The 12,769-nt window shown below is 58.6% G+C and carries 12 protein-coding genes and 3 tRNA genes; 7 read left to right on the forward strand and 8 right to left on the reverse strand.

All coding sequences use genetic code 11. From position 1 onward, the window contains the following. Positions 1-34: 34 nt before the first annotated feature. Both ACR0E2_RS03735 and ACR0E2_RS03740 read left to right on the forward strand, forming a co-directional pair. Complete coding sequence (locus tag ACR0E2_RS03735; RefSeq protein WP_480445238.1) at positions 35-1,072, forward strand: Hint domain-containing protein; 1,038 nt, start codon at positions 35-37, stop codon at positions 1,070-1,072. 77 nt (positions 1,073-1,149) lie between these two features. Then, on the forward strand, positions 1,150-1,809 hold the full coding sequence (locus ACR0E2_RS03740; protein WP_480445240.1) for a DUF1638 domain-containing protein: 660 nt from the start codon (positions 1,150-1,152) through the stop codon (positions 1,807-1,809). Positions 1,810-1,811: 2 nt separating this feature from the next. Here the strand turns inward: ACR0E2_RS03740 and ACR0E2_RS03745 are convergent, their stop codons facing one another. Then, positions 1,812-2,222 (reverse strand): SufE family protein, encoded by a 411-nt coding sequence (locus tag ACR0E2_RS03745; protein ID WP_480445242.1) that lies wholly within the window; start codon positions 2,220-2,222, stop codon positions 1,812-1,814. A gap of 139 nt (positions 2,223-2,361) precedes the next feature. On the opposite strand from ACR0E2_RS03745, the gene ACR0E2_RS03750 reads away from it, so the two are divergent. Further along, positions 2,362-2,892, forward strand: coding sequence for a hypothetical protein (locus ACR0E2_RS03750; RefSeq protein WP_480445243.1), 531 nt, complete (start codon positions 2,362-2,364; stop codon positions 2,890-2,892). A gap of 6 nt (positions 2,893-2,898) precedes the next feature. On the opposite strand, the gene rnd is transcribed toward ACR0E2_RS03750, so the two are convergent. The 3 genes from rnd to purM form a co-directional block, all read right to left on the reverse strand. Beyond that, complete coding sequence (gene rnd, locus ACR0E2_RS03755; RefSeq protein WP_152458109.1) at positions 2,899-4,056, reverse strand: ribonuclease D; 1,158 nt, start codon at positions 4,054-4,056, stop codon at positions 2,899-2,901. 114 nt (positions 4,057-4,170) lie between these two features. Then, complete coding sequence (gene purN, locus ACR0E2_RS03760) at positions 4,171-4,767, reverse strand: phosphoribosylglycinamide formyltransferase (RefSeq protein ID WP_171228249.1); 597 nt, start codon at positions 4,765-4,767, stop codon at positions 4,171-4,173. Next, on the reverse strand, positions 4,764-5,810 hold the full coding sequence (gene purM, locus ACR0E2_RS03765; protein ID WP_480445244.1) for a phosphoribosylformylglycinamidine cyclo-ligase: 1,047 nt from the start codon (positions 5,808-5,810) through the stop codon (positions 4,764-4,766). Before purM ends, purN begins: the two co-directional genes overlap by 4 nt. A gap of 106 nt (positions 5,811-5,916) precedes the next feature. Between purM and ACR0E2_RS03770 the strand changes: the two genes are divergently transcribed. Next, positions 5,917-5,993 (forward strand) — tRNA-Ile (locus ACR0E2_RS03770). 53 nt (positions 5,994-6,046) lie between these two features. Here ACR0E2_RS03770 and ACR0E2_RS03775 read toward each other — a convergent pair. Then, on the reverse strand, positions 6,047-6,604 hold the full coding sequence (locus tag ACR0E2_RS03775) for a hypothetical protein (protein WP_152458112.1): 558 nt from the start codon (positions 6,602-6,604) through the stop codon (positions 6,047-6,049). Between the two features lie 98 nt (positions 6,605-6,702). Then, positions 6,703-8,022, reverse strand: a complete 1,320-nt coding sequence (locus tag ACR0E2_RS03780) for an ATP-binding protein (protein WP_171362788.1) — start codon at positions 8,020-8,022, stop codon at positions 6,703-6,705. Between the two features lie 44 nt (positions 8,023-8,066). On the opposite strand from ACR0E2_RS03780, the gene ACR0E2_RS03785 reads away from it, so the two are divergent. The 3 genes from ACR0E2_RS03785 to ACR0E2_RS03795 all read left to right on the forward strand — a co-directional run bounded on the left by ACR0E2_RS03785 (position 8,067) and on the right by ACR0E2_RS03795 (position 9,335). Continuing rightward, positions 8,067-8,981, forward strand: a complete 915-nt coding sequence (locus tag ACR0E2_RS03785) for an MBL fold metallo-hydrolase (protein WP_480445246.1) — start codon at positions 8,067-8,069, stop codon at positions 8,979-8,981. 76 nt (positions 8,982-9,057) lie between these two features. Continuing rightward, a tRNA-Asn gene (locus ACR0E2_RS03790) sits at positions 9,058-9,132 on the forward strand. 128 nt (positions 9,133-9,260) lie between these two features. Then, positions 9,261-9,335, forward strand: a tRNA-Asn gene (locus tag ACR0E2_RS03795). Between the two features lie 21 nt (positions 9,336-9,356). Here the strand turns inward: ACR0E2_RS03795 and ACR0E2_RS03800 are convergent. Next, positions 9,357-10,976, reverse strand: a complete 1,620-nt coding sequence (locus tag ACR0E2_RS03800) for a long-chain-fatty-acid--CoA ligase (RefSeq protein ID WP_480445248.1) — start codon at positions 10,974-10,976, stop codon at positions 9,357-9,359. Positions 10,977-11,162: 186 nt separating this feature from the next. Next, positions 11,163-12,767, reverse strand: a complete 1,605-nt coding sequence (gene pgi, locus ACR0E2_RS03805) for a glucose-6-phosphate isomerase (protein ID WP_480445250.1) — start codon at positions 12,765-12,767, stop codon at positions 11,163-11,165. Positions 12,768-12,769: the final 2 nt, after the last annotated feature.

Below are 12,769 nucleotides of genomic sequence, written 5' to 3' on the forward strand. Positions count from 1 at the left end.
AAAGAACGAGGCATCCACATCCTCAGGGGGTCTCGTGCCGACTACGTTCACGGCCATCTCGCTCGGCAAACTTGTCGATATCGACAGTTTCGAAGGCAACAACACAGCTGAAAACGCTTCGGCGCTTGTGGGGAAAACCTTCGGCGGGTCCGACGATCCGTTGGCTCACAACAGCGTCACCTGGAGCCCGGTCGGCAATCCGGGTTCGTATTACGACATGAACAACATGTCGGCCAATGATCGGTTTTCGATCGATGACGGGCCGCCTCAGACATTCGATGGCACTTCGGTCTACAACGCCACGATCACCTATTTTGACGGATCAACTGCCAGGATTTCCGCAGTTGTGGCGCAGGATGTGGATGGCAACACCTATCTGATGCCGGAATTCTCGGACAATTCGGACCAATCCGCCTTGGAGGCTGGCCCTGTCCGCTCGATCACGCTCAACAGCCTTGCCGGAAACCGGTATTCAGGCCTGACATCCCGCCGTGAAGATTGGGATCTGGTGCCCTGCTTTACCCCCGGAACGATGATCCGCACCGAGCAAGGCGCGCGACCGATTGAAACCCTGTCCGTCGGCGACCGGATTGAAACCCATGATCATGGGCTGCAACCCCTGCGTTGGATGGGGCGGCGAACCGTCAAGGCAACGGGTTCGCATGCGCCTGTTCTTTTCAAAGCGGGCACCATCGGAAACACGCGCGACCTTCTGGTGTCGCAACAGCACCGCATGCTGATTGGGCATTGGCGTCTCGAGCTGCACACCGGACATCGCGAAGCCCTGGCGCCTGCCAAACATCTCGTGAACGGGTCCGACATCATACTGCGACCCGGAGGGGTGGTGACCTACATCCATTTGCTGTTCGACCGGCATGAGCTGCTCTGGGCCGAAGATTGCCTGAGCGAGAGCTTTCATCCCGGCGCGCAAATCTGGGACAGTCTCGGGTCTGCCGCACGGCAAGAAATCCTGTCGCTGTTTCCGGAACTGTCGCTGAACGGTGTTGCCGCGTACGGCCCGCTGGCCCGGCCCCTGCTGACCGCGTTCGAAGCGCATGCGTCGGCGGCCTGACATGAGATGTCGGATCGGGGCTTGCCCAACGGCCCCAATCGTCCTCCTATGGCAAAAGCCCCGGAGGATGCCAAGTGATGTCAAACGAATCCCTGCCAGATGATGCAAGCCTGACCACGAAGGGCTATGACGATACGGGCAAGGGAAGCATCCTGTTGATTGCCTGCGGCGCTCTTGCGCGCGAAATACTGGACATCAAAACACGAAATGGCTGGGATCACATGGCTCTGACCTGCCTGCCGGCGATCCTGCACGTTCACCCGGAACGGATCACCCAGGCCGTGGAAGACGCCGTGGCCAAGCATCAAGGCGATTTTGACAAGATCTACATCGTTTACGCCGATTGCGGCACCGGGGGTCTGCTTCAGGCCGCCTGCGAGAAACTTGGGGTCGAAATGGTGAAGGGTCCCCATTGCTATTCCTTCTTCGAAGGAAATCAGGCCTTTCAAGACCGCGGAGAAGACGAAACAACCGCGTTCTATCTGACAGATTTCCTGGCCCGGCAATTCGACGCCTTTGTCTGGAAACCACTGGGCCTGGACCGCCACCCGGAACTGCGTGACATGTATTTCGGCAATTACACCAAACTTGTCTATCAGGCCCAGATCGACAGCCCAGAGCTGACGGAACGCGCGCGCGAATGCGCAGACCGGATGGGGCTTGAATTCGAACGCCGGTTCACCGGTTACGGCGATCTGGAAAACACGCTGTCGGACTGGGCAAACCGCCCAGGATGAGGTCAGGCGTTTTCCTGTGCGACCTGCCGGATGCGTTCGATCATCGACCGCAGGCCGTTTGAGCGCTGGGCGGACAGGTGGTCGTTCAGGCCAAGGCGTGCCAGTTCCGCCCCCGCATCGACTTTGGGAACTTCGCCCACGGGCAAACCGTTGTACAAGGACCGAAGAACAGCGATCAGACCGCGCACGATCAGTGCATCGCTGTCACCATCGAACTTGAAGACGCCGGATTCAATCATCGGATGCAGCCAGACCTGACTGGCGCATCCATGCACTTTTGTCGCCGGAACCTTGAATGCGTCGTCCAACGGCTCCATCGCCTTGCCCTGCTCGATGACATGGCGATACCGGTCTTCCCAATCCTCGAGAAACTCGAAATCCTCGACAATCTCTTCAAAGGCGGGCGTGGCCATGATGCGGTGATCCTTTGGTTGCATTCACAATTGTGACCTAAGCCGGTGACCCGCCACTGTCCAGCCCCCGCGGTGGCTTTTCAACGCGAAGAATATGCGCTAACCCATTGCCTGAACTCGTGTGAAAGTCTGTGGGTCCATGCAAAAATCTCTGTCCGTTCTCATCATCGCCACGCTGACCCTGACTGCATGCAGCAGCTGGCGTGACTCTCGGGTGAACCCTTCAAACTGGTTCGGATCCAGCAGATCTGTCGAAGCCGAAACACCGCCCGACCCAAATGCCGCCGACGCACTGGTTCCGAAGCAAGGCGGAGGAACCGGCCTGTTTTCCCGCCCCGATGCCGAAGACACCAGCATTCCAATTGGTCAGATCGACGAGTTGCGCATCGACCCAACCCCCACCGGCGCGATCATCTATGCGTCTGGCACGGCTGTACGACAGGGGGCATTCAACGCGCGTCTGGTTCCTGTTGAAAAGGAAGAAAACCAGAAGAACGGAACTTTGGAATTCGTGTTCCGCGTGACCTACCCCAGCTATGAGACGCCGCAAGGGTCGGAGCGTACCCGGATGGTATCGGACGCCATCAACGTCTCGAAGCAGGAACTGGAAGGTATTCGGCTGGTCCGCGTGGTCGGACAACTGAACGCATTGGAATCACGGCGCCGGTAAGCGCCGTTACAGGGACACGACCTTGACCGACTGTCCTTTGGCCGCGAGGGCAATCTTTCCTTCGCACAGTTTGAGAGCATCCTCGCCAAAGACCTCGAACCGCCATCCCGACAAGGCTGGAACATCCCGCTCGCCGGCCGCAATCTGATCCAGGTCCGAGCTTGTGGCGATCAATTTCGCCGCCACACCTGAACTTTCGGTCTTGGACTTCAGCAGAACCCTAAGCAGGTCAGCCAGCGCCGGATTGACCTTGAGCTTGTCGCGCGAAGTGTCGACCTTGGGCAATTTGTCGGGCGGGCAATTCACGCCACGCTTGACCGCTGCCAGAATACCTTCGGCGATCGCCCCTTTGCGGGCTTCGCGCAGCAACAGGCGGGATCCGCCCAAATCCGAATGTGTTTTGGGTTTGGTCGATGCCAGCTCGATCAGCGCGTCGTCTTTGAATACGCGGTTCCGGGGCACGTTGTTTTCCTGCGCATAGGATTCGCGAAACTGCGCCAATTCCCGCACCACAGCCAGAAACTTGGCCGAGTTCGTGCGCGTCTTTACCCGCTTCCATGCGTCTTCGGGGCGGATGTCATATGTGGCAGGCTGTGTCAGCGTCCGCAATTCTTCGGCAACCCAGTGGCTGCGCTGCGTCTTTTCAAGTTCTGCGGCCAGACGCTCGTAGATCCCGCGCAAATGGGTCACATCTGCAAGAGCATAGTTTTTCTGAGCATCGGTCAACGGGCGCCGGGACCAGTCGGTGAACCGAGAGGTCTTGTCGACGCCCTGCTTGCAGATTTTCCGGACCAGAGTTTCATAGCCAACCTGTTCGCCAAAGCCACACACCATCGCTGCGACCTGTGTGTCGAACAGCGGCTTGGGAAACACGCCGGCTTCCACCCAGAAGATCTCAAGGTCCTGGCGGGCGGCATGGAACACCTTGACCACGCTTTCATTCCGGAAAAGATCGTAAAGCGGGTCAAGCGACAAACCATCGGCAAGCGGATCGACCAGAACCGCGCTGTCTTCATCCTCGGACGGGACAGCCAATTGCACCAGGCACAGCTTGGAGTAATACGTCCGCTCGCGCAGAAATTCGGTGTCGACCGTGATATAGGGATAGCCTTCGGCGGCCTTGCAGAAATCGGCCAGCTCTTGCGTCGTCGTCAGGGTTTTCATGCGCCGTACTAGTATCGCTCTTGTTTTTGTGCCTGCCCGTTTTTGTCCTCGTCCCGAGCGTTGTCGACGACCATAGGCCGATTATTGCACGGGTGTAAATCACCCACCGAGCGTTCACGGCAACAGGACGGGCGACCTGTTGCCTTCTGCAAAGCGCCGCAGCACTTCGGGGTAGAGTTTGTGTTCCCACACCAGCACCCGCGCAGCCAGCGATTCCGGTGTATCATCGGCTTGGATCGGCACCCGTGCCTGGCCCAGAATCGGGCCGTCATCCAGTGCCGCCGTCACCTCATGCACCGAGCATCCGTGTTCGGAATCTCCGGCTTGTATCGCGCGGGCATGGGTGTGTAACCCTTTGTATTTTGGCAATAATGAAGGGTGGATATTCAGCATCCGCCCTTGAAACCGAGACACGAAATCCGCGGTCAGAACCCGCATGAAGCCAGCCAGACAGACAATGTCGGGTTGCGCCTCTTGCAGGGGTTTCAAAAGCTCGGCTTCAAACGCGCTGCGGTCGCCCTTGAAAGGGCGATGATCAACCACTGCGGTCGGAATGCCACGGTCCGCAGCTTTTTTCAGCCCGCCTGCCTGCGCATCATTGGACAGCACCAAACAGGGCCGCGCCGGATGATCTTTGGTCATGCTGTCAACAAGCGACACCATGTTCGACCCGCCCCCGGAGATCAGGATCGCGACGCGCTTCTGGCTCACAGCAGTTTGCCCGAATAGGCGACGCCGGGCGTTTCCGTGACGGCACCGATCCGAGCGACGATTTCACCGGCATCTGCCAGCAGGGCTGACAGCTCATCCGCCTTGTCCGCGGCGCACACGACAATAAGGCCGATGCCGCAATTGAAGGTCTTGAGCATTTCCGCCTCAACGATACTGCCGGTCTTCGCCATCCAGCCGAAGACAGGGGGCAGTTGCCAGCTGCCCAGATCGATCCGGGCCCCCAGCCCTTGGGGCAGCACGCGCGGAAGATTTTCGGTCAACCCGCCGCCGGTGATATGCGCCAGCGCGTGAACACCACCCGCACGAACCGCAGCCAAAGCCGGTTTTACGTAAAGGCGTGTGGGCGTCAGAAGTGCCTCACCCAGGTTGCCCTCTCCGAAGGGCGACGGCGAATCCCAGCCCAGACCGGACAGTTCGACCAGCTTGCGCACAAGCGAATAGCCGTTGGAATGCACCCCGTTCGAGGCCAGACCCAAAAGGACGTCACCGGCTTGAACGCCCGCGGGCAGATCTGCGCCGCGTTCCATCGCACCGACTGCAAATCCGGCCAGATCAAAATCGCCATCGGGATACATTCCCGGCATCTCGGCGGTTTCACCACCGATCAGGGCACAGCCAGACTGCGCACAGCCTTCGGCAATCCCTTCGATGATCCGCGCCGCCGTATCGGTATCCAGCCTGCCGGTCGCGAAATAGTCGAGGAAGAACAGCGGCTCGGCCCCCTGACAGATCAGGTCATTCACGCACATGGCCACCAGATCGACGCCGACCCCGTCCACGACGCCGGTATTAATCGCAATCCGCAGCTTGGTGCCCACACCATCCGTCGCACCGACCAGGATCGGGTCCTGGTATCCGGCAGCCTTCAGATCGAACAGCGCGCCAAATCCACCCAGACCGCTCATCACACCGGGGCGGTTGGTCCGCTTGGCGGCGGGTTTGATCCGATCGACCAGGGCGTTGCCTGCGTCGATATCCACACCTGCATCGGCATAGGTGATTCCGTTTTTACCCGCTGTCATGTCCGGTCCCTCAAGAAAGCTTTGCGGGCGGGTTAGTCGATTGTGGCGTTTGTTGCAACGGTCAGGCTTGACGCGGCTGTTCACCGTGATACCCAAGCGCCTAGGCGGGCCTGTAGCTCAATTGGTTAGAGCAGAGCGCTCATAACGCTTTGGTTGGGGGTTCGAGTCCCTCCGGGCCTACCATTTCGCCGAAACATCCGAGTGGGTTGTTGCCGTCTGGACGTTGATGCGCTGGCTTATCCGTCCGAATCTTCGAACCCAAAATAGGCGTCGAGCTCCTCTTGGGTTACTTGCCATTCATAGGAATAGCCGTCGCGCCCACCAAAGCTGTAATCCTCGTGACTGCCGGACAGGCTCGGATCTTGATGCACCGCCTCCAAATAGGTCTCGAATTCATCAGGATCGACCCAGAACGACGCATCCATGATCATCATGTAGTAATCATAGGCAAGAGGCTCATCGAACTTGCCGAAGTCATTCTGCAAATAGTCCAGCATTTCAGCGCAAAATATCGCCATATTGGCACGCACCTGAACCGGAAGAGGTGCCAGATCCTCGTCGCCTTCCACCACGTCCTGCTGCGACGCATGCCACAACTCGGATGCCAACGGCTCGATCAGGTCGGACCGCAACCATTTCAGACATGTATCGCCTGCCCCGATAAAACCGGTCAGGCGTTCCACCCGCCTTTCATCGGTTTCGTCATACCACTGCCAAAGAGGCAGCAAGGCCGCAAGTGTCGCGCACCCGACAAACCCCTTTTCGGCCAATTTCACGAATCCTGCGATAACCATCCTATGCGCCCCCAAAAAAGCAAAAAACTATGGGGACAGGATGCCATGGCGAGACAAATTAACAAAATTGAACCCCATGCGCAGACATAACAGGGGGTCTATCGCCCGATAATAATGTCCGCGCAGAGCCCTCCGAGACGTTCACTTTTCGACAGACGCAAAGCTCCACCGTGCGCGCGCGCGACATCCGCCACAATCGCAAGACCAAGGCCAACGCCACTGCCCTGATTCTGATTGCGAGCCGGGTCGAGTCGCGTGAAAGGCTTTACCGCCTCTGTACGTTGGTCCGCAGGTATACCAGGGCCGTCATCCTCAACGCGGATGCGCATCGATTTCGCGTTCAAAAACAGGCTGAGCTCGGCCCGGCTGCCATAGCGCATGGCATTTCCAATCAGGTTTTCCACCGCCCGGCGTACAGCCATGGGGCGTATCATGACCGTCCCCTGCCCTTCGACCGCGATCAGCTCTGCCTGATGACCGGCCCGTTTTGCATCATCCACGATCTGGCGGAGGAATTCATCCGGTTGGACCTCTTCCGTCGATCCCTCGGCAGCCCCACGCGAAAAATCCAGAAACGCATCCAGCAACGATTGCATTTCCGTGACATCCTTTTGCAACGGTGCGGCCTCGTCTTCCGGCAACATCGACAGTCCAAGCTTCAAACGTGTCAACGGGGTCCGCAGATCGTGGCTGACACCCGACAGCATCAACGTCCGTTGTTCGATCTGGCGTTCGATCCGGGACCGCATGTCCAGAAACGCATTTCCCGCCGCGCGCACCTCGATAGCACCACCGGGTGAATACGGAACGATTCGCCCCCGCCCGAATGCCTGCGCCGCATCAGCGAGGCGCGTAATGGGACGCAATTGATTCCGCATGTAAAGAAAGGAGATCGTCGTCATGATGACCGCAAAGAACACCATGGTGACGATCAATTGATGCGGAGCCGCGGGCGACAACCTGCGCCGATCGAACGTCAATTGCAGCAACCCCAGATGCGTCTTCAGATAAACCCGCGCTTCTTTGCTGCTGGGTAACGCCACGGCGGCAAGATTGGGCAACCTGGCATACAGTTCGGATTCGACCTGCGGGGCGATGAAATCGTACCATCGCCGCGCGCCAATCTCAGGCTGTTCGTTGACGCCCAGAAACCTGGCCTTCATCTCAAGGGCCTGCAAATCGGGACGAATCGACGCCAGCGCCTGTTGTTGCGTTTCCGCGTCCTCGATCATTGTCGAAATCAGCATCACCTCGCGGGATGCCGCGCGCGTCATCTGGCCGGTGACATCCTCAAGATGCTTTTGAAGGAACGCGATTCCCACGACCAGCAACAGCACGATCACAGGTAAAACCAGGATCAGCGCCGCCCGGGCGTAAAGACTGCGAGGCATATAAGGTTTGAGCCAGTGCGAAGACATGCGCTAAACCTAACGGGCTGCCCGGACAAGAGAAAGAGCACAGAATGCAGGCACCAGATGATTTCGATCCGCCCGTCGGCCAGCCAGAGGAACTGCATCCGGGTTTGCGGCGTATTCTGGCCCCGAATCCCTCTCCGATGACTTATTGCGGTACCAACACGTATCTGCTGGGTGAACGCGACATTGCCGTCATCGATCCAGGCCCCGCAAGCGAGGCACATCTGGGCGCAATTCTGGATTCCTTGGCGCCGGGTCAAAGGATCAGCCATATCATTGTCACACATACGCATGTGGACCATTCACCCTTGGCGGCTCCGCTGGCGGCGCGCACAGGGGCGACGATTTATGCTTATGGCGGGCCCGAGGCAGGACGCAGCGCCGTCATGACCGATCTTGCAGCGCAGGGACTGACCGGCGGCGGCGAAGGCATAGACACCACGTTTCGCCCTGATGTCGAAGTGGCGGATGGTGAAACCATCAATGGCGACGGGTGGCAGCTTGAGGTCATTCACACACCGGGCCATCTGGGCAATCACATTGCTCTGGCCTGGCAGAACATCTGTTTCACGGCGGATCATGTTATGGGGTGGGCCAGCTCGTTGGTGTCCCCTCCGGATGGTGATCTGACCGACTTCATGACTGCCTGCCATCGGCTGCGCGCGCGCGACTGGTCGGTTTTCCACGCCGGCCATGGCGCACCGATCACCAGCCCTGCCGAACGTTTGGACTGGCTGATTGCACATCGCCAGACCCGCGAGGCCCAGATTCTGAGCGCATTGGAAGAAAAAGACGGGACAGCGCGGCATCTGGCCGAGCGCATCTATACGGATACGCCAGCGGCATTGCTGCCCGCGGCCGAGCGCAACGTCTTTGCTCATCTCGTTGATCTGAATGGAAAAAACAAAGTGGGCCCCATTGGCCCCCTGTCAGTTTCATCTGTTTTTCGGCGGGTTCGCTAAAACTGCAAAATTTTTTGATGGTTCTCGTACTTAACCTCTGGACGTCCGGAATCCGGGTTGCTATACGCGCCTCAGTTCCGGCGTAGCTCAGCGGTAGAGCAGTTGACTGTTAATCAATTGGTCGTAGGTTCGATCCCTACCGCCGGAGCCAAAATCCCCCCTTCGTTCAGACCTGCATTACCGTCAGAAATCACATCGATTTATGCCGGTTTTTTTCGACGAAAAACACACGCACCCTCTGGACGTCGGGAAACCGGATTGCTATACGGCGCGAACCGTTCCGGCGTAGCTCAGCGGTAGAGCAGTTGACTGTTAATCAATTGGTCGTAGGTTCGATCCCTACCGCCGGAGCCAATTCCCCAAAACGCAACAGACCTAGCCTGTCAGGGCGTCGCCGAACTCGGCCCGAAGCTTGCGTTTCAATACCTTTCCGGTCGCGCTCAGCGGCAATGCGTCGACAAAAACAACCTTGTCCGGGATCTGCCACTTGGCGATTTTGCCTTCGAAAAAGGCAAGCAAATCCTCTTCGCCGGGATTTTCACCATCGGCTTTCACGGCAACCAGCAAGGGGCGTTCATCCCATTTCGGATGCGGAACACCAACCACGGCGGCCGTCGCAAGCTGTGGGTGGGCCACGGCGATGTTCTCAAGCTCGACCGAACTGATCCATTCCCCGCCGGATTTGATGATGTCCTTGGATCTGTCGCGAATGGTCATGTAGCCATCCGGATCCAAAGTGGCCACATCCCCGGTGGCGAACCAGCCATCCTGCAACAGATCCTGATCCTGCAACTGGAAGTAGCTGTCCAGAACCCAGTGACCCCGCACCATCAAATCGCCCTGGGTTTCGCCGTCATGCGGCAGATCATTCCCATCTTCGTCCACGATTTTCAATTCGACCCCAAAGGGTGGTCTGCCCTGGCTCAGACGGATCTTGTGCTGTTCCTCCGGCGGCAGCTTCAGGTGTTTGGCCAAGGGATAATTCGTCGTTCCCAGCGGGCTCATCTCGCTCATGCCCCAGGCGTGGACCGTGTCAACGCCATAGGTTTCGCGGAACGTTTCGATCATCGACGGAGGGCACGCGGCGCCGCCGATAACCGTGCGTTCAAGGCTTTTGAGTTCGGTTCCGCATGCCGCGGCATGGGCCAGCAAGCCCTGCCAGATGGTCGGCACGCCCATGGCCAAAGTCACGCCATAGGTGTCGATCAGATTGACCAGCGCTTCGCCGTGCAAATCCGGCCCGGGCAGCACAAGCCGCGATCCCGACATGGCGCAGGCGTAGGGCGACCCCCAGGCGTTGACGTGGAACATCGGCACAACCGGCATGACAACATCCATCGCTGAATACCCGATCACATCCCGTGTGTTCGATGCAAAGCTGTGCAGCAGTGTTGACCGATGGGAATACAACACGCCCTTTGGGTTGCCCGTGGTTCCCGACGTATAGCACAGACCGCAGGCCGTCTTTTCATCCAGGTCAGGCCATTGGAAATCCGCATCTCCTGTCTGGATCAACTCGTCATAGAACTTCAGATCAGGAACCTGAGCCGCAGCCTCTTCATTGCGAGGCCCCATGAGGACAAAATGCTGAACTTCGGACAAAGCGTCATGCAGCGCGGCGACCAGCGGAATGAACGTCGCATCAAAGAACAGAACCCTGTCCTGGGCATGGTTGATGATAAAAGTCAGCTGCTCGGGGAACAGGCGGGGATTGACCGTGTGACAGACATAGCCCGCGCCCGACGTGGCAAAATAGATTTCAAGATGCCGCCGATTGTTCCAGGCCAGTGTCCCGATTCTGTCCTGCGGTTCCAGCCCCAGATTGGTCAAGGCCGACGCCATTCGTCGGGCATTCTCCGCAATCTCGGACCAGTTGGTTTCAGTGACCGTTCCATCCGTTTCAACCGAAACAATCTCGGTCTGGCCGTGATAGCGGTCTGCATGATCGATCAGCGACGAAACCAGCAGGGGCTGCGTCATCATCTGTCCTAGCATGGACATCCTCCCGTCCTTGGCGAGACCTTGGATGGCCTCTGCCTTATCCATCTGGCATTGACGGCTTGGGGCGTGACCCGATGCGTCAATACAGTCGTTTCCTACGGAGGAACCCTGCCAATCATTTAATTGTCTGACAATAAAAGAATGCAGCCCAACACGGCCGTGGGCGGCATTTTTTCGCTCTTAATTTCGGTGTTTCAGCGCATAGGCGACCAATGCGGCGGTTGATCCGTCTTTACCGTCAGCACTGGCGACACCATCCACGACAGGTCCAAGCGAGTTGGCAAGTTCCTTGCCCAATTCCACACCCCACTGATCAAAGGAATTGATGCCCAGCAGAACACCTTCAACGAACACACGATGCTCGTACAGCGCGATAATCTGCCCCAGAACGAACGGCGTAAGCTTCGGATAGATCAGCGTTGTGGAAGGGCGGTTGCCCGGAAACACGCGGTGTCGCGCCTGCCGGTCAAGTTCGTCGCCATCAAGGCCTTTCTCTGCCATGCGTTCACGGGCTTCATCCAAAGACCGGCCACGCATCAAAGCCTCTGACTGGGCCAGACAATTGGCCAATAGCAGGCGGTGATGGTGGGTCAACTCGGGTTCGTGCCCTTCGGCGGCGACCATGAATTCACAGGGAATGACATCCGTCCCCTGATGGATCAGCTGATAGAACGCATGCTGGCCATTGGTGCCCGGCTCACCCCAGACCACCGGCCCGGAGGGGACAGCCAGCGAAGACCCGTCCATCGCGACAGATTTGCCATTCGATTCCATTTCCAACTGCTGGAAATAGGCCGGCAGGCGCAGCAGCCGCTGATCATAGGGCAGCACAGCGCGGCTGGTACAACCCAGAACCTGACGGTGCCAGATGCCGACCAGCGCCAGCATCACAGGCATGTTTTCCACCCAATCCGCCGAGCGGAAATGCAGATCCATCGCCTGCCCGCCCCGCAGAAACGCATCAAATGCATTTGAACCGACGGCAATCATGACCGGCAATCCGACCGGCCCCCAGACCGAATAACGCCCGCCCACCCAATCGGCGAAACCGAACACATGGGCCTCGGGGATGCCGAAAGCCTGCGTCTTTTCCAGCGCGCTGGATACGGCGGCAAACTGGCGGGACGGATCACCTCCGCCCTCGGACATCCAGGCGCGGGCCGTGCGCGCATTGGTCATCGTTTCGATCGTGGTGAATGTCTTGGACGCGACAATCACAAGCGTCCGCGCCGGATCCAACGGGCGCAACGTGTCCGCGATGTGGGCCCCATCCACGTTCGAGACGTAATGCACCCGCGGGCCATCGTGATAAGGGGCCAGTGCGTGCGTGGCCATCACCGGGCCCAGGTCGGACCCCCCGATGCCGATATTCACCACATCGGTGAAACTGCCCCCTGCCCCCGCAATGGCGCCGCCGCGCACTTCCTCGGCAAAAACACGCATCCGATGCAGCGTGTCCAGAACCCCGGGCATGACGTCCTGACCGTCCACGTCAACCGGCCCACCATCAAGGTTGCGCAGGGCGGTGTGCAGCACTGCGCGCCCTTCGGTTTCGTTGATCTTCTTCCCGGCAAACATGGCGTCGCGCCGCGTCGCAAGCCCGGCATCTTCGCACAATTGCAACAAAGCAGCGCGCACGTCTTCATCGATCTGCGTTTTTGAATAATCGAACAGCAAATCCCCGGTCGAGGCTGAAAACGACCCGGCCCGGGTTGCATCCTTTGCAAACAGGTCGACGATACGGCGGTCAGCTGCTGCAAGCGCCTTCAAAGCATCCAACTGCATTG

Source organism: Ruegeria sp. A4, from assembly GCF_056543025.1.